At 51.7% G+C, this 18,737-nt stretch carries 15 protein-coding genes and 2 pseudogenes; 8 read left to right on the forward strand and 9 right to left on the reverse strand.

The window, feature by feature from the left end; translation table 11 throughout:
* Positions 1 to 99: 99 nt before the first annotated feature.
* Positions 100 to 213: pseudogene (locus NATSA_RS15840) on the forward strand (hypothetical protein); the annotation flags it as partial.
* A 245-nt stretch (positions 214 to 458) separates the two neighbouring features.
* Positions 459 to 641: pseudogene (locus NATSA_RS15845) on the forward strand (TOTE conflict system archaeo-eukaryotic primase domain-containing protein); the annotation flags it as partial.
* On the opposite strand, the gene NATSA_RS12570 reads toward NATSA_RS15845, so the two are convergent.
* The 3 genes from NATSA_RS12570 to NATSA_RS12580 form a co-directional block, all read right to left on the reverse strand.
* Positions 617 to 1,486 carry a type II toxin-antitoxin system HipA family toxin gene (locus NATSA_RS12570; protein ID WP_210512953.1) on the reverse strand — a complete coding sequence of 290 codons (870 nt, stop codon included), beginning with the start codon at positions 1,484 to 1,486 and terminating at the stop codon, positions 617 to 619. The pseudogene NATSA_RS15845 and the gene NATSA_RS12570 overlap by 25 nt on opposite strands.
* Positions 1,487 to 1,550: 64 nt before the next feature.
* Entirely contained in the window at positions 1,551 to 1,925 is a 375-nt protein-coding gene (locus tag NATSA_RS12575; RefSeq protein WP_210513038.1) for a HipA N-terminal domain-containing protein, read from the reverse strand.
* Positions 1,926 to 1,940: 15 nt separating this feature from the next.
* A complete protein-coding gene (locus NATSA_RS12580; RefSeq protein ID WP_210512954.1) occupies positions 1,941 to 2,159 on the reverse strand; it encodes a helix-turn-helix transcriptional regulator in 219 nt (72 codons plus the stop codon).
* A gap of 244 nt (positions 2,160 to 2,403) precedes the next feature.
* Between NATSA_RS12580 and NATSA_RS12585 the strand changes: the two genes are divergently transcribed.
* Positions 2,404 to 2,553 (forward strand): hypothetical protein, encoded by a 150-nt coding sequence (locus tag NATSA_RS12585; protein ID WP_210512955.1) that lies wholly within the window; start codon positions 2,404 to 2,406, stop codon positions 2,551 to 2,553.
* Between the two features lie 285 nt (positions 2,554 to 2,838).
* Here NATSA_RS12585 and NATSA_RS12590 read toward each other — a convergent pair whose 3' ends face one another.
* Both NATSA_RS12590 and NATSA_RS12595 read right to left on the reverse strand, forming a co-directional pair.
* Complete coding sequence (locus tag NATSA_RS12590; protein WP_210512956.1) at positions 2,839 to 6,504, reverse strand: SNF2-related protein; 3,666 nt, start codon at positions 6,502 to 6,504, stop codon at positions 2,839 to 2,841.
* A gap of 197 nt (positions 6,505 to 6,701) precedes the next feature.
* On the reverse strand, positions 6,702 to 7,460 hold the full coding sequence (locus NATSA_RS12595; RefSeq protein WP_210512957.1) for an SDR family NAD(P)-dependent oxidoreductase: 759 nt from the start codon (positions 7,458 to 7,460) through the stop codon (positions 6,702 to 6,704).
* A gap of 271 nt (positions 7,461 to 7,731) precedes the next feature.
* On the opposite strand from NATSA_RS12595, the gene NATSA_RS12600 reads away from it, so the two are divergent.
* Complete coding sequence (locus NATSA_RS12600) at positions 7,732 to 8,652, forward strand: hypothetical protein (RefSeq protein ID WP_210512958.1); 921 nt, start codon at positions 7,732 to 7,734, stop codon at positions 8,650 to 8,652.
* Between the two features lie 40 nt (positions 8,653 to 8,692).
* On the opposite strand, the gene NATSA_RS12605 is transcribed toward NATSA_RS12600, so the two are convergent.
* Positions 8,693 to 9,427 carry a DUF3667 domain-containing protein gene (locus tag NATSA_RS12605; RefSeq protein WP_210512959.1) on the reverse strand — a complete coding sequence of 245 codons (735 nt, stop codon included), beginning with the start codon at positions 9,425 to 9,427 and terminating at the stop codon, positions 8,693 to 8,695.
* Positions 9,428 to 9,864: 437 nt separating this feature from the next.
* Between NATSA_RS12605 and NATSA_RS12610 the strand changes: the two genes are divergently transcribed.
* Both NATSA_RS12610 and NATSA_RS12615 read left to right on the forward strand, forming a co-directional pair.
* Positions 9,865 to 10,050, forward strand: a complete 186-nt coding sequence (locus tag NATSA_RS12610; protein WP_210512960.1) for a hypothetical protein — start codon at positions 9,865 to 9,867, stop codon at positions 10,048 to 10,050.
* 208 nt (positions 10,051 to 10,258) lie between these two features.
* Positions 10,259 to 10,690: a MauE/DoxX family redox-associated membrane protein gene (locus tag NATSA_RS12615; protein ID WP_210512961.1), complete on the forward strand. Its 432-nt coding sequence runs from the start codon at positions 10,259 to 10,261 to the stop codon at positions 10,688 to 10,690.
* A 158-nt stretch (positions 10,691 to 10,848) separates the two neighbouring features.
* Here NATSA_RS12615 and NATSA_RS12620 read toward each other — a convergent pair whose 3' ends face one another.
* Entirely contained in the window at positions 10,849 to 13,116 is a 2,268-nt protein-coding gene (locus NATSA_RS12620) for a T9SS type A sorting domain-containing protein (protein ID WP_210512962.1), read from the reverse strand.
* Between the two features lie 287 nt (positions 13,117 to 13,403).
* Complete coding sequence (locus tag NATSA_RS12625; protein WP_210512963.1) at positions 13,404 to 14,390, reverse strand: NAD(P)H-quinone oxidoreductase; 987 nt, start codon at positions 14,388 to 14,390, stop codon at positions 13,404 to 13,406.
* A 239-nt stretch (positions 14,391 to 14,629) separates the two neighbouring features.
* Between NATSA_RS12625 and NATSA_RS12630 the strand changes: the two genes are divergently transcribed.
* Both NATSA_RS12630 and NATSA_RS12635 read left to right on the forward strand, forming a co-directional pair.
* Positions 14,630 to 16,711, forward strand: a complete 2,082-nt coding sequence (locus NATSA_RS12630; protein WP_210512964.1) for a glycosyltransferase family 4 protein — start codon at positions 14,630 to 14,632, stop codon at positions 16,709 to 16,711.
* Between the two features lie 12 nt (positions 16,712 to 16,723).
* Positions 16,724 to 17,770: an NAD-dependent epimerase/dehydratase family protein gene (locus NATSA_RS12635; protein ID WP_210512965.1), complete on the forward strand. Its 1,047-nt coding sequence runs from the start codon at positions 16,724 to 16,726 to the stop codon at positions 17,768 to 17,770.
* A gap of 33 nt (positions 17,771 to 17,803) precedes the next feature.
* Here the strand turns inward: NATSA_RS12635 and NATSA_RS12640 are convergent, their stop codons facing one another.
* Positions 17,804 to 18,625: a class I SAM-dependent methyltransferase gene (locus NATSA_RS12640; RefSeq protein WP_210512966.1), complete on the reverse strand. Its 822-nt coding sequence runs from the start codon at positions 18,623 to 18,625 to the stop codon at positions 17,804 to 17,806.
* Positions 18,626 to 18,737: the final 112 nt, after the last annotated feature.

Here is an 18,737-nt window from a genome sequence, read left to right on the forward strand (position 1 = left end):
ATGATCCCGCATTTGATGCTGTCTTTTGAGGAACGGGAAAACCTGGAGACGGAAGAACGGAAAAAGCTGAAAGAACTCGGATTCTAGTTTCGGGGCAAGGGAGGATGGCCTGTACTGAGCAAGATCACACCTGGGCATCCGCCTCTGTTTCCGGAGCTGGAACAGTTGCACGTCCTGGATACGGTTATCGAACAAACCATACTTGTGGCAGGGCGCGCCGCCATGGAAGCGCTTCCATTACTCCGGGTCAACGGCAACGATGAAGTCACCGGACAGGGACCCGCCCTATTTTCCTTTTATCCTTCTGGTCCTTGACAAGGAGTCCGGGTACATTATGTATTACGAGCTGCACATCTGACATTAAAACTCATTGAAGAACACACCAATCTGATCGAACCTTTCTGGAATGAGTTTTTCGGCTGATATAAAAACCCTGCTGGCAAAATAATGGCAAGAAACACATTGGAATATACCCGCTTTTGAAAGATCACACTTCCTGGTTTATTACTGCTGAATTCGACGGTAATAAAGCACGTAACGAGGCATACCGGGTGCTTTCAATCCTTGAGAATGATTCACTACCTGTTTATATGGAGCGGTCAGAGAATGTGCTGCTTCAAAAAAGCACTTGCGATCTTTGATCAAGTATGGAAAGGTATTTCGATTTCATCTCATTATTTAGAAACGATCGACTTATGATCTCTTTAAAAGCCGGTAACTTTGCCTCCAGATTGCTGATCGCATTGGCAACCTGGCGCTGATTCAGTCCAATATTCCTGCCAAAGGAAATAAAAACGGCACGATTGAAATTGCTTTTTTTGCCTCCGATTGTCAGCGCCAGTTCCTCCGGATCTTTATTGGCCGGCATAACCAGCCTTGTATTGATCAGGTCATAAGCATTGGCCAGTTTCCATCCGGATTCCTGCTCCTTCAGGAGTGAGAAATTTTTCAGATGCATATCAGCGTTTCCAGTCAGGTAGCAGAACAATATGAGATCAAAATACCGGGTAAGATCAAAGCCGGGGTTGTCAGAGTACTTTTTTATAATCCCGGAAATCTGTTCATGTGAACCCTTGTATTTGTCTTCGGTCAACCGTTCTGTGAGCTGACACATATCCTCCATGGCCATTTTTTGCCCAGTGCTTCTGCGATCGATTCTCCTGGTCAGGAACGAAAGCTCCCCGCTTCGCAAGCGCACAAGTCCAAACGGAACCGTTTGTATTCCAGCTGCATCGGCCAGAGAAAGCGTAGTATGTTCGTTTTCAGGAAGCTGATCCCATTGTTGGGACGGTGGCTTCAGGATATATCGTCCCCAAAGGCCTGTAATTGTTATTTTCGGATGACGACCTGCCTGTTTTTGTACCTCCATAGACATTTTTGCCTGAACGCCGGGTATGGTAACCCGCTGTCTGACGACCTGACTTGCCAGCTGATTTAGCTCTTCAAGATCATAGGGGATTTCCGGAACATGTGGACTTTCGAACAAACGCCGGGCACATTTTGTATGATATTCTCCAGTATCTCCCGTTTCCCGGGTGCATATCAGACATTTACTCATGATGTCCCTCTGATTCATCATCGCGGCCACTGGATGGTCCCCAGCCGACAGATGGTTCCCGTACACTGACATTCCCGATGCAGTCCCGGCAACTGACCAGGAGCAGGCCCATTCTGTCCCGCGGGTTCACCTTCCAGGTTTCCGTCACCACATCCAGAAGCCATCCCTCCGGAATCAATCCATCAAAAAACGGAAACATGACATTGGATTGATACGGCTCCCGGCGAAGCGGGAGTGTCAGACTGACCGGAGCGACATCGCCTGAATCCAGATATTCAGCCGCATAGGCAAATTCATATCCGGTTTCGGTTTCCTTCAGAATACCCGCAAACGCTTCATGGACATAAATATGTGCTATTCTATGCATCATCTTGCCTAATATCTACTCTTGATCTTTTACGGGAACCGGCCCCACCTTGTGCCCGAATAAACCCAGCACCTGATTTACTTTATCCATGCGAAGACTCTCCTTTCCTTGCTCCATATCTCTGATGAAGCGCAAACCCACTCCGGCACGGCGAGATAGCTCTTCCTGGGTTATACCCAGCTGCTTTCTTCGATTTTTGACAAAACGTATAATTGCATCGCTATTCGCATTCATATTATACCCTATAAGATATAAAATTTCCTAAATATAGTATATTATATCAATTTGGGTATAATAAAACAATATAGTTCGGAAGTATACCCGATGCAGCATAATAATCTTCGGTACAGGACGCTGCTAACCAGCATTAACTTACCGATCAATTGCGACCGCCGGACAAAAACAAAAGCAGAACGTTTTTTACAACAATTACAAGAGCAATAAATAAGCGAAGCTTTCCCCGAAGACTGCCTTTCAAATGAAGAAAGAATTTGCCCGTAACCAGCTCCTGGCGCAGCAAAAGCAGTTTCTTGTCGAAGTTTTCTTTGTTCAGGATGATGTCGCTGAAAAGCTTTTCTTGCAAATACTTCAGCCTGTGTCGATCCGCTCTGAAAGCGATGCTGAATGAAAACAGGAGTATATCCAGCCAGATGGTATAAGGAGTAGCTTTGCGGCAAATCGCATCGATAAAAAAACAATTTTTTTCTGTTCTTTTTGGATGATGATATTGCGCGTATGAAGATCTCCGTGCACACAGATGTCGGGGGTCACGACTATTCCCCACCCCGGGCCACCAAGATTCCCCAGGCGGGGTCATTAAGATTCCCCACCCCGGGTCATAAGGTGATGCCCGGTATGTTGGTCTGGTTATGTTATGGTGTAAACGGAACTTGTGTATAGTGATATCTTCCGCTCATCTGCTGCCGGCCACACCTATAATCATGGACATCACCCGTCGATCGACCGGTTCGATCACGGGCAATCCGTCCAGAACATGGGCCAGCGCATCTTCGTCGAGCGGATTTTTATGCAAATACCGGTTGATGTTTTTGAGCCGGATGTTCTGGTATTTCCGGTTTTTCCGTTCGGTTTCAATCCAGCGGATCAGCTCCGGCTGGGCCACATCAAGCCAGCGGTTGGCCAGTTCATACCAGTCGACGCCCGGGCTGGACTTGCCCGAATTGCCTGCGGCGCGCCTGTCTTCCCGATGCATTACCAGATCGTGCAACCGATGCACATACTGGTGCCACTCCCTGCTGCCGTGATCTTCCATTTTTTTCCATTTCGGCAATAAATAACGCATCTGTTCAATAGCATGTCGCTTTTTATTAGGCAGGGTCTGCTGCTCGTAATTATACAGCCAGGCCATGTGTCGTTGCATCAGCGCTTCGGCATTCCGGTCGAATTCAGCAGGTTCGGATTCCGGAAGCAGTTTGCGCAGCTTCTCAGTAATTTTATGGATGTCCTGGTGAATTTCACTGCCTCTGCCCCTGGAACTACCGCTACTCCTGTCGCTGGCACCGCCCCTGGCACTGGCACTGTCACTGGAACTATCACTATCTCTGGCACTACTACCACTTTTGTAACCGCTATCTCTCTCACCGCTTCGACCCGCGTTGCTGTCTCGGCCGGCATCCGTTTCATCTTCCTGTGCATGGTCATCACCGTCTTCCGACCGGCCGGCACCCGCTTTCTCTTCCTGTGCTTTTCCTCCATTTTCTGTCCGGCGGTCCATATCTGCTTTTTCCGTACGTAAGATCCACCAGGGAGCGGTGCTTTCGGAGCCCCGGACCGCCGCAAAGACAAATGGTTCATTGGTACGGACGACACTGATCCAGGCTCCGGCGCTGTCGCCATGCCGTACGGCCTCATCGTAGAGCGTTCTTTCGATCAGCGGTTCCGGCCCGAACACCATATTGCGCATGGATGTGAATGCATCTTCAAAGCCTTCCCACGACCGTTCGGCCTGCCGGTGTTCTTCAAACTCGGCGATCACTTCGTCTGTACTGAGCGTCTCTTCCGCGAACGTTTCTCCACGTACCGCCATTTGTTCAGGCAGGTTGATATTGCTGCCAATGAGCTCCTCGACCATCTGGTGCCGATGAAAAAACTGCCGGTCTGTTTTCAGGCGGAATGCTTCGGAGTCATCCGGCCAGTAAACCGTTATCTCCGGGTGGGGACTGTCCAGCCGGTCTACCCGCCCGATTCGCTGCTCGGCCACCCGAATGACAGTGGGCATATCCAGGAACACTACCGCCGACGCGCGCTGCAGGTTGATCCCCTCGGCCAGGGCGTCGCTGCACAGAGCGACCATCGGCCGGTTTTCGGCTTCCAGGGCAAACGCTTTTTTCAGCTGCTTTCGGGTGTCGTCCGAGCTGCCGGTCACTACCATCGTCTGTTCATCGTACCCCAGATCCTTCAACTTTTGGCGGATTACCTGCAGGGTGATGAGGGCCGTATCGTAGGCCAGTACCATGCCTTCTTTTTCAATAAGCCGGGCCACCATTTTCGCCTTATCCGTCTCCCGGCTGCCGCTGATTCGCCGTGCAAGTTCGGCAATCTCTTCCAGCGCCTCCACCTCCTCATCACAAGCCTGTTGCCAACGGTCACGGTCGCTGATCCAGTCCGGTAAGGGAATATCCAGGTTCGTGTCGGGTGGATTTTTACGGAGCTCCCGGATCCGTCCGATAATATCGCCCGTCGGGTTTCTCTTGAAATCCCTGACACCAAACGTTTCCCTGGCTGCATCGGTACCCTCGAGATGCTCGATGAGAGCGGCACGGCTGGATCGCAGCATATTCCGGATGTTGTAGCGCGTCAGGGCCGGTCCCATTGTCAGCCGCTTTTTCAAAAACGACTGCTGGCGTTCTTTGTTGAACAGATCGTATTTATCGGCTTTCAAGCGGGAAAGATAGATGATGCCCCGCAACCGGTCGATGAGCCGCTCGATCCGGCCGGCCAGCTCCACATCATCAGTGGTCTCGCCGGTCTTGTAGATTTTGGAGCGATGGACCGGATAGCGGCAGAGATTGCCGAACTCATCGCGGTAAGCCTCCGGCTCCTCATCGATCGCCTCGTTGAGTTCACGCTTGGTACGCCGGACCATGAACCGGTGGACATAATTGCGCAGCTGTTCCATCTTTTCGGGGCTGCGCGCATCCCGGCTGGTCATCAGCTGGCGATAGGTCCGGTAGGCCTCATCGCTCAGGTTATCCAGCCCCAGTATTTCCACCAGTCGCAGCAGATCCTCGCTTCGGCGGTTGAGCGGGGTCGCGGTGAATAATATTACGTGGTCTGCGCGGTTGACCACGATCGAGCGGCTGCGGGTGGAGGCTTTGTTAAGGTAGTTGTGCGCCTCATCGACCAGCAAAATGTTTGCCTGGCGGATTTGCTGCAAAACCTCCCGGGCTTTATCGCCGTCGGATGAACTCAGTATTCCGTGCGAAACCGGCCCGGACATCGACTGCGGCAGGTATCCGAGTTCTTTGTTCCAGGTATCGATGACCAGTGGCGGGCAGATGATCTGATAATTGGCACGGAACCAGGCCGACCGGCTCCATAACCGATTCAGCAGGGATTCAAGCAGACGCGCTCCCATGCGTGTTTTGCCGGAGCCGGTGGGATCGGCGATCAGGACGCTGCCTTGCCGTTCAAGCAGATAGAGTGCCTGGGCGATGGATCGTTTCTGAGTGGGCCAAAGTGATGCTATGTTCCGGCGCAGCCAGCGGTTCGGATACTCTTCTATCCACTGGCCTTCGTTGATCATTGCGATTGCCCGGGCCAGGGACTCCTGCCAGCTCACATTGCGCAACAACGATTCCAGCAGTTCAATGACAGCGTCATTCCAGGGTGTCGCCCCGTGGCGAAAATGATCGGCAATATCGCTGATGTCGTTATAGCCCTCGGTGCCCCAGCTTCGGCGAACGTTGGCCTCTCCCTGGGTCAACATGCCGGGCCGAGTAAAATTGCTCGAACCCAGCATGGCATGCAGATCACCGCGGTAGATTTTGGCGTGCAGATTCGGACGATATAAAAAAGCCACCAGTTCAAAACGAATTTTTTCGATCAGTCGCAATACCGGTCCGTTCAACAACACCGATATACCTCGCTGCAGCCAGTACTGCCGGATTTGATCGGGCAGCGAAAGTCCGGACGATCCGTCTTTTGTCCGCAACTCTGCTGCATATCTGTCGGCACCGGAACTGTGTCGGTCTGACCTGTGACCGGCGGATTTATGGTTGACGGACCCAAAACTGCCCGTTCCAGGATCACCGGTTCCAAGATTCACCATTCCGGGACTGCCGGAGAGCCCGTCCGGCTGAAGAGGGGAAACCGGCTCGTTGCCAAGTACGATCTCGATGCGGGAACGGGCCTGCAGTCTGCTTCCGAGCTGCTCTGCCAGAAATGCCAGTGAAGAATATCCGGTGATAATCAGATATGTATCCGATTCTGCTATGTCACGACGAATCACATTCCAAACCACTTCCTCCCCGCCGCGGTTCATGGGATAATCGGCATGTTCGGGCAGTTGAGAGTCGAAAAGCGATCCTTGCGGAGCGGATGGATGTTCTTTGGTCATGCGATGGTGCCGGTAGGGATACTGGAAAAAAACTGGATTCTCAAAGGATCACATGCGGGCAATATACAAAATTTACAATCCGGCGTAGTTTCGGGGTTATTCTGCTCCACATGTTGATTGCATTACTTCTGAAACTCTTTTGCCTATACATTCAGGCTTTATCGAAATAATCTATACCCTGCAGTCCACATCATATTTCAATGCTCGTAAATCATCTTCCGGGTCATTCCGCCGTCGATAACCAGATTTTCTCCGGTAATGAAATCATTTTCAGGGTCGCACAGAAACAGGCAGGCCCTGGCAATATCATCCGGTCTACCGACTCGTCCGGTCAGGTGCTGGCGGTGATCCTTCTCCCGCAGCGATTTCGGATCCCCCGTATGTATCCAGCCCGGACTGACCGCGTTTACCCGGATTCGCTTATCCTGAAGGGATACCGCCAGGGCATGCGTCAGCGCCAGCAAGCCGCCTTTTGATGCCGCATAGGCCTCTGATCCCGGCTCCGACATCAGCGCGCGGGTGGAGCTGATATTGACGACCGCACTCCTCTCCGGCATCACTTTCGCTGCTTCTTTTGCGCACAAAAAGGCACCGCGCAGGTTGGTGTTCAGCACGCGGTCCCAGTCGGTCACGTCCGTTTCAAAAAGCGGCTTGAATTCCGATATGCCGGCATTGTTGATCAGGATGTCCACGCTTCCGAAAGTATTTTTTACATCCGAAATCATCGCTGCCGCAGCATCCGGTTGGCTGATGTCGCAGGCGAAGAAAGCTGCTTCATGTCCTTCCTGCCGGAGCGATTCGCAGAGCGCTGCGCCGTTTTCAGAGTCCGCATCGGCAACGGCAACCTGCGCCCGGCGTTCGGCAAACCTTTTTGCAATGGCCTTGCCGATTCCATTGGCTCCGCCGGTGACGATGATAACTTTTTGATGAAAAGGAGAGGTTTCCGGCTTGTTCATATCCTGACGGGTTTTGTTGAGGGCAGATTTTTGACAGCCGAATTCCGGCAACATGACTCATAACCGGAAAAGGATCTTGCTTTCCAAAAGAATACAAATAATTTCGGATTGATCCCCAAAATTAGCGACTTCCGGCCCTTTTTCCGGAATGATGTGCGGTTTCGGGTTCAAGGTAAATATTTCCCATTCTTGTTTTTGAAAAAAACACCAATATCGGTACACTTCTTTTTATAGTACAATTGCGAATTATAAATCAAACAAACAAACCGTCTTGGAAAACGATCTGCAGCAATTTGCACGCCAATACATGGACAGGCAGAATAACCGACCGATTCCTGAGTTCGAAGGATATTCTCCAAACGAAATGCAGCACATGCTTCACGACCCTTTCGGTCCGGACAGCCCGTTGCAAATCAATGTCCTTAGGGAAGACGACTACCGCTCAATCCCATTGTTGAACCAGATCAGGTATCTTGGAGACCAGCTTAAAAAGTCTGGTGAATTGAAGCTCACGGCTAAAGGCTTTCTGCCGGTAAAGGTCGTTGCCGACATGTATGGTCAGGGTTTTTACAAAGAAGAAACAATTGAGTCGGGCATTGTCAAACTCTATAAACAGACCGATTCACACACGATAGACTTGTCCGCCAAACTTTGCGAGATGTCCGGTATTACGAAGAAACGCAAAAACAAGCTCAGTCTGACAAAAAAGGGTGAAAAGCTGCTGGAAAACAATGACAAACTGTTGCGACACATTTTGCTGACGTTCGGTTTGAAATTCAACTGGGCTTACTATGACGGGTATGAGTCAGAGCAGGCCGGTCAGCTCGGTTTTGCATTTTCCCTGATTCTGCTCAAGCGCTATGGTGGAAAAAGGCGGCGGGATATTTTCTACGCACAAAAGTACTACAGAGCCTTTCCGGATCTGTACCAGGGCGAGGATGCATATAAAGAATTACAGGAAAACCCCTGGAATTCCGCGCTTCGCTGCTATTACATCCGGACATTTGAGCGGTTTATGGATCTTTTCGGACTTGTTGAAATTGAAAAAGAAAAAATTACCGGTATGGATATGTGGCCGCACGAAATACATTACATCACGCAAACCGATCTGTTTAACAGGCTGATTTCCTGCGCGCCCCACCGTGAATTTCCGGCGGGACACACCCCTCCGGGTGTGCCAAAATTTGACTGATTCATACGTTGGAGACCGGTGTTCTGCTCGTTGCGGGGAATCAGCCCGCAGCTGCCTGGCTCGTGTAAGCCCCCACGAATCCGTGAATTATGCCTGCGAATAAGACCAGGAACAGGATGAGCAGGGTAGCCAGAAATACGGAAGCCACAGTCTTGAAGACGGTCTTGATCCATGTCTGGCCAAAAAATTGCTTGTAGCTGAATAACGTATAGAAAATGGTCACGGCGTAAAGCAAGCTTGATGAAATGATATTAATTACCGCAGAATTGAATAGTCCAATCAGCATAAAGATGATGGTCAGCAGGACTATTTGTGCGGTGATGGCGATGTTCAGAACCAGGTTTTCAGCGAGGTTGAATCCCGTTTTCTTTCTGAACAGCAGGTAGCTGAACAGTGACACGAAGAAAGCAAAGATCACAAGCCAGATATTCATGTAGGAGATGAATATTTGTATTACCGGATCATCAATTGCAGGAGCGGGTTGATCGGTTGCGGACTCCCTGTCAAAGACCCGGTAATAGAGAAACAGGTAAATACTGACAGAGATCAGGTAATATTTAAAAGGATTGGTGTAGGTAAACCGGTCTGCGTCCAGAAACCTGATGATTGTGGTGCCCGGTCTGAGTGCCAGGTCGCGTATCGTAAGCAGCAATCCCCGCTCCAGGTTGAAAAACTGCATTACAGAATGCGCGATACTCCGGACCGAAACCCTTTGAATCCGCCTGGTTTCCGTCACATCGACGTGCCCATCCTCCCATATCTTTAGTTTTTTCATAGACGTAATAATATCAAAAACAGCCGGATAATGAAATGTTTTTGTGACAAGTCAAGACAAGTAACGCGCTGCGAACACTGGTGTTGAAGTGCAATACCAGTATGGTTTGGATCAGACTGATCAGCTGTGAGGCTTGTATGAAAACACACTTTCAGGTACTTTATGTTTAGTCTTGCAAAATCAACTGTGTTGATGCCGGATAACACAAGGAATAATGTTCCTGACCGGGCAGTTTACAGGCAACGGGGGAGGATGTATCTGCAAGACAAAACCGATTGCCGGGAGCAGGAGGGGCCAGGGTGATGATGTCGTATGCACGTCCCCGGTCTTTGCCATTTCCAAAGAAAAAACGGGTCGAAGAGAGCACGCAGGTCGACCGGATAAACCGGTCTGTAAAATGCAGATGCTGTAATTCAGCAAACATTGATTAAAAATTCATGAACCGAAGTATTATGGACTCAGATGAAATGACGCTGTCAGAAAAATTTTCAAAGAAATGGAAGAGCCTGAACCGTCTTGAAAGGACCGCAATTTGTGTGCTTGCCATTTTCGTGATGGGAGTTATTATTTTTACTTTAGGTACAAATATCGGGGAGGCCTTTTACCGGGCTTTCAGCGGGTAGGAAAATTCTATTATGGATGTACCTGAAGACACCTGTGTCCTGAGCCGTGATAACCGGGGAAAGGGGTTATTCTGTTCTTCACCTGGTTGACGAAAATCCATGCAATCTGAAACAAATAACGGCCAACGGTGGTTGTATACCTGAACACGTTCGCGTCAGGAGTTGCAGCTAATAACGGAATCCCAGCCAAACAAGAACAGCACCACACATGGATACCGCACAAATCGATTCGACCACCCTCAGAGACCGCCGGATGGGGTTTGCCATCCTCAGAATAATCCTGGGCATCAATATGCTCGGACGCAGCATGGTCCGCATCCCCGAATTGAACGAGTTTGCCTCGGGCATGGCCGGCAACTTTGCGGATACCATCCTCCCCGCACCGTTCGTCCACGTGTACGCATTTGTGATCGTCTTCGCGGAGGCGGTGATCGGTGTTCTGCTTATTGCCGGGTGGAAAACACGCTGGGCGCTGCTCACCATGGGAATCCTTCTGGCGACTCTGACATTCGGCATGCTTTTGCAGCAAAACTTCGGGACCGTCGCCAATATTCTGATTTACACCATCGCCGTCGCATTCCTGCTGTTCAACACGCGGTACGACTATTTCGGCGTCGACAGGGGATTCCGGGTGCGCTGAGCGGTGTGCGGCGTTTGGCGTACGGCGATGGATACGACGAAAGGAACGTCAGTACCTGACAGAGCCGGCTGCATCTTAAGATCATGCAGTTGATGCAAAGCCGGCTGATCTGTCAGGGCCAGCAGAAAATGCTGTGCCGGGTGAAAGAAGCAGCTTTCCTATTTCACCAGGGTCATGGTGCCGCTCAGAACGCTGTTTTCGGTCTGCAGACGATAGATGTAAAGGCCGGAGGACAGCTGCGATGCGTCAAAGTGAACCTGGTGTCGTCCGGCTGACATCTGCCCGCTGACCAGAACCGTAACTCTGCGTCCAAGCATGTCAAACACACTCATTTCGACATGAGAGTCCACCGGCAGGGCAAAGCGGATCGTTGTTGACGGATTGAACGGGTTGGGATAGTTCTGATCCAGTTCCAGTACGGCGGGAATCCCGGTGAGAATTTCTGTCCCAGTCGGAACGCGGGTGGCAAACCGCCAGACGTCACTCCAGTCTGAAGCTCCGTCACCATTTGAAGCCTGAACACGCCACCAGTAAGCGCTGTTGTACTCCAGCGGAGCATCAGGGCTGATCGTAAAAGAGGTGTCGGCAACAAGACTGTCAACCACGAGTTCAGAAAAGAGGGAGTCGGAAGCAAGGTGAAGGATGTAAGAATCCGCGTCGGCCGAGGGCGTCCATGTCAGTGCCGGCATGCGGGACAGGTTTCCGGACTCATTCTCCGGTAACAGAAGTGTCACCGGACCGGGCGGCTCCAGGGGAATTTTTGTGGTAAAGCTGCGCTGCTGGCTCCATTCCCCGATGCCCCGGGGATCTTCGACACGCACCCGCCAGTAATAGGTTGTTCCGGCAGCAAGTTCCTCAGGGATTTGAAATTCGGTCCCACCGACCAGGGTATCCACAAATACGGGGTTCAGGAAAGGAGAGGTGGATACCTGCACGCGGAACTCCACGAACCCCTCCGCCTCATTCCAGCTCAATGTTGGTGTAAGGGAAACTCCTGACGCGTTGCTGAACGGGCTGGAGAGGCTTGCCTGCGGAGCCGGTATGATTTCCTCTCCGATTCGCCAGAGGGTACTTCGTGCTAACATGGACGCTCTTGCGGAAAACCAGGGCTTCCCGTCAACAATACCCAAGTCGCGTGCGATAAATAGCTCTTCGGGTTCCATCATAATGGTTCCTTCACTGGTACCGTCTGTATAGAAGATGTTATTGCCGTTCGTTATCCATGCGGCATTGTCAACGGAGGCATAGCTGCCCCGGATCGATGTAGAGATACCAATATGATTGCCATCGACCAACAGGGGCTGCACGCTTGCTGATGTAGTGCCTGCCCGCCACCAGATTCTGCCCGGATCAGCTGAAAAGGGGGTCGTGAATATCAGATAATCACCCGCTGCCGTCATGCCCAGATTGAGTGCATCCTGCGCGCCGGTAAGGCCCAGATCTTCACTTAAGAGCCTTGTGGTTCCATTTCCAGCCGAATAGTAGAGTCCGGATCCGAAGTGAAAATCATTGGTGTCGCTATTCCAGGGCTGGGAAAAGAAGTATACCCGGTCACGGACGGCCGTGAGATTGTAGACGTTTCTGTGCTGCTGATCTTCCGGATCCGGACTGAACATGCGATTGGCTGATCCGTTTTTGTAAGCCCAAAGGGCAAAGCCTTCTCCGTCATTGCCAATCATAAAAATATGCTCACCCGCGGGTGTCAGGCTGTAGATGGAGCGGTTGGCCGTGCCGTTGACCGGCATCTGCCAGGACCGGCTGGCTTGCCCGGTTTCGGTAACGGTGGTTAAATACCGCGAAGCTCCGGAAGACTCTACTGTATAGAGTGAATCATTATGAACCACGATCTTCGGCGGCACTCCGCCGTTAAAGACCCGTTCAACCCCGGTGACTTTCATGGCGCCGTTGGTATTGCTGTTGATCAGATAGACCCGGTCCAGCGATTCGTCCGGTGAGAATGCAACGAACGCGACGCCATCCCCATACGGAATCATTTCACGGATGGTCATAAAATTATCTTCACTGCCGACAGCTTCGGAACGGGTTCCCTCCAGGGTGCCGTCGCTGGACCATACCTGCCATCCGCCATCAACCTGGGTGCCGAAATAAATACGGTCGCCCGATACTGCCGACTGGCGCTGATTCAGGTAGAGGTTTGTCACCTCAGGTAACGGAATTTCAAAGGTGCCTCCCTCGAAACCATTACTGATCCAGAGCGAGGGCGGGAAAGTGCTGATGGTGAATACACCGGTGCCGTTCAGGTCATGAAAGTCTCTCGGTGTACCTCCGAAGAAAAAATGCGGAGCTACTTCAACCCCCATGTATGATGAGATACCTCCGGAGGACGTACTGTAATCCGCTGCAGCGGCTTGTGCCTGAAGTGCCGGAAAGCCGGGATGGATGATCAGCACAGTCAGCAACGGCATAATACACCGGAAAAGGATCCGGCAGATCGGGGAAGGGGCAGGCAAGCACACCTTCCCGGGTTGATTGGAATTCATCGCATTAGCAGGTTTTGAGAATCGTTATGTTCGTTGGCGACCCTGATCCGGGTCTTTCTGCGCCATAATTATAGCAAAACTTTACACATATTTACAAGTTATTACAAAAAAATAACATAAGGCAGGATGTGCTTCCGGTGGGGGTGGTGAGCCGGAAGCACCGGCCAAGGTGGGTGAACCTCCGCAGGGCGGCCGGTTGCCGCCCGCATCATTCAGAACCCGGTGAGGACCAGTTTGCCGGCATTGAGATTCTGTTCCATTCGCTGATGGGCTTTTTCGGCTTCGGTCCAGTCGTAAACCTTGTCGATGACCGGTTTGAGCCGTCCCTGTGCAATCAACTCCCGGTTTTTTTCCCGGAAATCCTGTGTCAGGGCGATTTTATAGTCCGGCGGACGGTTGCGTAATGTGGAACCGCGAACGGTCAGTCGTTTGCGTAACAGGCTGCTCAGACGGACCTCGTTCACCCGGCTGCCTCCCATAAACGCCAGATAAACCAGTCGTCCGTCCATATCCAGCAAATCAATATTCCGCTCCCAGTATGGCGCGCCAACGGGGTCGATGATCAGGTTGAGGCAGGCCGGACCCCATTTTCCGGAAATGACCTCCCTGAAATCCTGCTCACGGTAGTTCACGGCCATGTCAGCGCCCAGTTCCCGGCACAAATCCACCTTTTCTGCGGAACCGGCGGTTACCGCTACATTGCATTTCAGCCGGAGTTTAGCCAACAGGATTGCTGCCGTGCCCACACCGCTGGCTCCGGCATGGATGAGTACACGTTCTCCATCAGCGGCATTAACCAGCCATGACAGCGCCTGCCAGGCCGTCAGAAAAGCCTCAGGTATGGCAGCAGCCTCTTTGAACGTCATTGTTTCCGGCACGGGCATGGCCATCTCTTCGTGGATCACGCAGCGTGAGGCATATCCGCCGCCGGAAAGCAGGCCGAAAACACAGTCACCGGGGCTGTACCGTGTCACACCCCGGCCGGTTTGCTCTACCACGCCGGACATCTCAAGTCCGAGCAGTGGAGAGGCGCCCTCGGGCGGGGGGTACTTTCCAGCTTTTTGAGCAAGATCGAGGCGATTCACCGCGGCTGCTTTCACATCGATCAGCAGCTCCTGTTCACCGGGGACCGGATCGGGGTGCTCGCCCGGAACCATGACGGGGCGGTCGCCGGATGTATCCACAAGAAGTGCACGCATATGTTTTAATAATTTCGATTCAAAATGAGAGATGTAATGACAGATAATACCGTGACCGTCTCTGGTTCGCATGGGTGCGCCCGGGTCTCACCGGTACTTCCAGACGATTCCATTTTAATAAGCAAATGCGACATATAAAAAGAAGATGTGCGTAACAGGCCGGTTTTTCCGGGAAAACATGATGTGATGTTACATCTAAACAATTATTTATAAATGTATATGTAGATCTGACTGACTGAATGATATCAAAAGAAGTTATGTTCGTCACTTTTATTCATAACAGTCTCGCCATGCGGATTTTCCTCGACGCCACAACCATATCGCCCGTACAAAGTGGCACTGGTGCGTATACGCGCAACCTGCTGCAATCACTTCCGCATGTGTCTGGTGCAGAGCATGTATATGCGGCTGTGGGTCCGGAAACCGGAAAGTTTCTGTCTCTTCCGGAAAAAACAACGCTGCTAAACAAACACTGCTCACCGCACCGTGTGCTGAATCACCAGCTAATCGGTAACCGTGACCGTATTCCAGCCGATCTGGCGATATTTCCAAACTATTTCATGCCTTTATTCTGGGAAATTCCATCCGCAGTTACGGTGCATGATCTCTCCTTTCTCTCCCATCCGCATTATTATTCATTCAAAATGCGGCAGTGGTACCGGCGGCGAATACGGCACAGCGTTGATAAAGCCAGTTTATTCCTGACAGTGAGTGAGGCTTCGGCCCGGCAGATTAACCGGCACCTTGGTGTTCCGTACGACCGTATTCTTGTTCACCCGCCTTGCTGGCTGGAATCAAAACCCATTGTACCGCACGAGCAGCGCTCAAAGACGCTGCTTTATCTGGGCAACATGGAGCCCAAGAAAAATATCCTGACGCTCATCGAGGCGTTCAACCGCAGCGGCCTGACCCAATATTGCCTTGAGCTGGTAGGCAAGCTGCATGCCGGCGGATCCTGGGCGCGCGCGTTCCGGCATCTCGCAGATGCATCAGACCGCGTCACCTGGACAGGGTATCTTTCTGATGACGAGGTGAAGCGTCGCCTGTCGGAGGCATTCGGATTTATTAATCTGAGCCATATTGAAGGATTTGGCCTGCCTCACGCAGAGGCACTTTCCTGCGGTACTCCTTGCCTGATTTCACATGATGCCGCGATGCAGGAGGTCAGCGGCGGCCGGTCACTTGTGACCGATCCTGACGACACAGCGCAGATTGCCGGGCAAATGCGGGCGCTTGCCGAATATGATTTTGACAAAGCCCGGGAGCATGCCGCTGAAATGTGGGAGAGATTTTCCCGCAAAAAGTACATGGAAAGCCTGGAGAAAATTACCAACCGCCTTACATCCGAAAACGCCCCGTTATTTCCCGGTTTTGGTGCAGGACGCCCGAACAAAACAACCGCAGTCCTGGCCACGGCATCCTATGCTGCCGTGTTTGGTGAGCCGCTTTCCGTTTCCAAAATGTATCTGGCTTTTCCGCTGCCGGTCACCGCAGAGCGGGAAGTGCGTAATGAGGCCGCCCGCCTGGCAAAACAGTATCCCGGACTTGTCTCAATGCGCCGGGGTCAATTCCACATTCTGCAACCCGACGCGGTTTCCAACATAAGAAAATTGGACGGGCAGAAAGTCCACTCCCTGGTCCGGCGCAGGCATCAGCTGCTCCTCCGGCTGCTTGGACGTGTGCCGCTGATCAGGGCGGTTTACTACTCCGGCGGCACCGCCCATCAGACCAGCCTTTACGACAAACCTGATCTTGACCTGTTTATAGTCACCCGGAAAAATTCGGTATGGATTTCCTACCTGATCATCCGGCTGTTGAGTATGATGATGCTTCGCAAAGACAGCTGCTGCAGCAATTATCTGGTTGATGAGCACGCCCAGGAGATCTTTTGGCAGCGGGATTATTACACGGCATTTCAGCTTTTGTTTTTGAAGCAGGTTTTCCGCAAACCGGGAACAAGGCATATCCGGCAGTGCAATCCGTGGATTAGACAATTTTTCCCGAATGCACCGGTCACATACAATACCGCGGAAAATACGCATGAATCAGAGAATAAATCCGCTGGCACAAAATCATTGATCTCCGGGCTCGTATTTGCCGCCAATCTTGCTGTCATGCGCCTGTTTGCAAAAAAATGGGAAATGAACGGCAGGAAGAACCGCAGCGGAGGACTGATGTGGGATGCATTCCGTATCAAATTGCATAGCAACGATCATCGTCCATGGGTTTACCGGATATACGATCACATTTTGCAGAACACATTAAGCCGAATCCGGTCCTCCAACCGGGAAAACGTCCGGAAAGTATCCGGCAGCTGGTAACCGCTATCTGCAATGGCTTCATCGGAAGATACAATCAGCGTCAGCAACCGGTCACCACATATAATGGTGATCGGCGCGAGCGGATTCATCGGCTCCCGGATAGTGCGCATACTGACAGCCCGGAGATGCCGGGTCACAGCGTTGCATCATCGCAATCCGGTTCGGGGGGATGGGGTCCGAAGCGTGAAAGGCGATTTGCGAACTTTTGACTGGACCCGGCTGGAGGATGATCTGCCTGAAGTGATTATTCACAGCGGACGAATTTCCGGACGCACCTTGCCCGGGCGTATTCTGGCCGGCATGCAGGGCCGGAGGGCTAACAGGCGGCTGGTCAGCTGGCTGAGCGGGTTTCCTGATCCGCCTTCACTGGTATTCGTTTCAGGCACTTTGGTTTACGGTTCGCGGGGTGAGCTTGAGACGTATGAATCCGCGCCGCTGAATCCCACCGGATTTCAAAAATACTATGTTCAGGCGGAATATCCCGTACGTGATGCGTCCAGAGCGGGAACCCTGCCTGTATATATCATGCGGATTCCCTGGGTACTTGGTCCGGACTCCTGGTTCCGGCAATTTTACTGGCGCGCCATGCAGAAACGGCACGAAATTCCGTGCTTTGGAGACGGTAAAAATGTGATGTCTGTTGTCCATATAAGGGATTGTGCCGGCCTGATTGTGCGGATATCAGAAAGTGCAGCCGAAAGGAGGAAGATACTGTGGACAAAGGGTTCCGGCAGGGATGTTCTGCAGGATGGTTTGCAGGATGATTTCGCAGGGCCCGGAGTGTACAACATCACAACTATGCCGGCGATTTCGCAGCGTACGTTTTGTGAGACGCTTTCCGGAATCTGCGGCATTCCGGTGAGGTATTATGACAAGCGGCAGCTGAAAAGCCGATATGGCAAAACTGTTACAGAGGCGCTTACATTTTCACTTTCGCTGGCATCCGCACAGGATGCGGTAAATACATGGCAGCCTGAATTTCCTGCGGTCGATGCTGCCTTGGAAGATGTGGTCCGGAGCCTGGAGCGCCGGAATGCTGAAACAAGTGATGCCGGATGACAGGGTGTCCGGCAATGCGCCGGATGGGTACATTCAGGAAGAAGCACGGGGCTTCATCACATAAAGGCTGTATTCGCCGATGTTCCAGAGCGGTGTCCGGGACACCAGCCGGTCAAGCTTCCATAATTTTTCAGAAAAGCTACCAAGCCGGGGGAGCAGATGTGACCGGTACCATGCAGGATAGAAAATGCTGTATCCGCGTTTTGAAGTGATACTGAAATGGGGTCCGAAAGCTCTTTTTATATCCCCATGAGACAGGACACGACTCGGAATCTTCCGCAGATCCGAATAGCCTCGCCATTTTTTGAAGACGCGTTCAAAGGCTTTGTCGAACCTTCCCTTGGCCAGCCAAAGCGGAATCTCGGTGATATAGAAGCGATTGACAAAAGTCAGTACCAGGACAGCATCATCCGTACAAAATGAGGCTATTTCACGGGCAGCCGCTTCCAGATCAAACACGGTGTTGAGTCCGCCGAAAAAAACATAGACCAGATCGAACTTTTGATCCGGAAACAGCCTGGGTACATCCTCAACGGAACCCGTCCCGGTACGGATATTTTCCAGGCCCCGGGACCGGGCATTTTCTTGCGTGAGCCGGATCATTTCCGGCGATACGTCAAGGGCATAAACTGTACTTCCGGGATTACGGCCGGCAAAATAGCACACATCAAAACCGGGGCCGCAGCCGATTTCCAGTGCATTTCGGAACGGATATTTATCGGCCTCCTTTCGAAAAGAGGTCCGGACTTTCTTAAGTACCGGATTTTCTTCGTATCGCTGCTCAAAATCGCGGGCATCGTCGTCATAGTAGGATGCCACTTCCGCGTAGTAGGTTTCGGGTTGATGGTACGGCATATTTCTTCCGCAGCGTGTTTACTGTTTACTATTTCAGTTCCGGGTAAGGTTGGCCAGCATTGTTTAATATGCAGCACGTAAATAACCCATCCAGAACAGTTGTTTATTACAT

The sequence above is a fragment of the Natronogracilivirga saccharolytica genome, from assembly GCF_017921895.1.
Classification (GTDB): Bacteria; Bacteroidota; Rhodothermia; order Balneolales; family Natronogracilivirgulaceae; genus Natronogracilivirga; species Natronogracilivirga saccharolytica.

Excerpts from the sequence above, each read along its gene's own strand:
- NATSA_RS12575 (WP_210513038.1), bottom strand. The coding sequence starts at position 1,925 with ATGCATAGAATAGCACATATTTATGTCCATGAAGCGTTTGCGGGTATT.
- NATSA_RS12605 (WP_210512959.1), bottom strand. The coding sequence starts at position 9,427 with ATGAAAAAACTAAAGATATGGGAGGATGGGCACGTCGATGTGACGGAA.
- NATSA_RS12615 (WP_210512961.1), top strand. The coding sequence starts at position 10,259 with ATGGATACCGCACAAATCGATTCGACCACCCTCAGAGACCGCCGGATG.
- NATSA_RS12625 (WP_210512963.1), bottom strand. The coding sequence starts at position 14,390 with ATGCGTGCACTTCTTGTGGATACATCCGGCGACCGCCCCGTCATGGTT.
- NATSA_RS12590 (WP_210512956.1), bottom strand. The coding sequence starts at position 6,504 with ATGACCAAAGAACATCCATCCGCTCCGCAAGGATCGCTTTTCGACTCT.
- NATSA_RS12635 (WP_210512965.1), top strand. The coding sequence starts at position 16,724 with ATGGCTTCATCGGAAGATACAATCAGCGTCAGCAACCGGTCACCACAT.
- NATSA_RS12620 (WP_210512962.1), bottom strand. The coding sequence starts at position 13,116 with ATGCCGTTGCTGACTGTGCTGATCATCCATCCCGGCTTTCCGGCACTT.
- NATSA_RS12595 (WP_210512957.1), bottom strand. The coding sequence starts at position 7,460 with ATGAACAAGCCGGAAACCTCTCCTTTTCATCAAAAAGTTATCATCGTC.
- NATSA_RS12580 (WP_210512954.1), bottom strand. The coding sequence starts at position 2,159 with ATGAATGCGAATAGCGATGCAATTATACGTTTTGTCAAAAATCGAAGA.
- NATSA_RS12585 (WP_210512955.1), top strand. The coding sequence starts at position 2,404 with ATGAAGAAAGAATTTGCCCGTAACCAGCTCCTGGCGCAGCAAAAGCAG.
- NATSA_RS12640 (WP_210512966.1), bottom strand. The coding sequence starts at position 18,625 with ATGCCGTACCATCAACCCGAAACCTACTACGCGGAAGTGGCATCCTAC.
- NATSA_RS12630 (WP_210512964.1), top strand. The coding sequence starts at position 14,630 with ATGATATCAAAAGAAGTTATGTTCGTCACTTTTATTCATAACAGTCTC.
- NATSA_RS12610 (WP_210512960.1), top strand. The coding sequence starts at position 9,865 with ATGAACCGAAGTATTATGGACTCAGATGAAATGACGCTGTCAGAAAAA.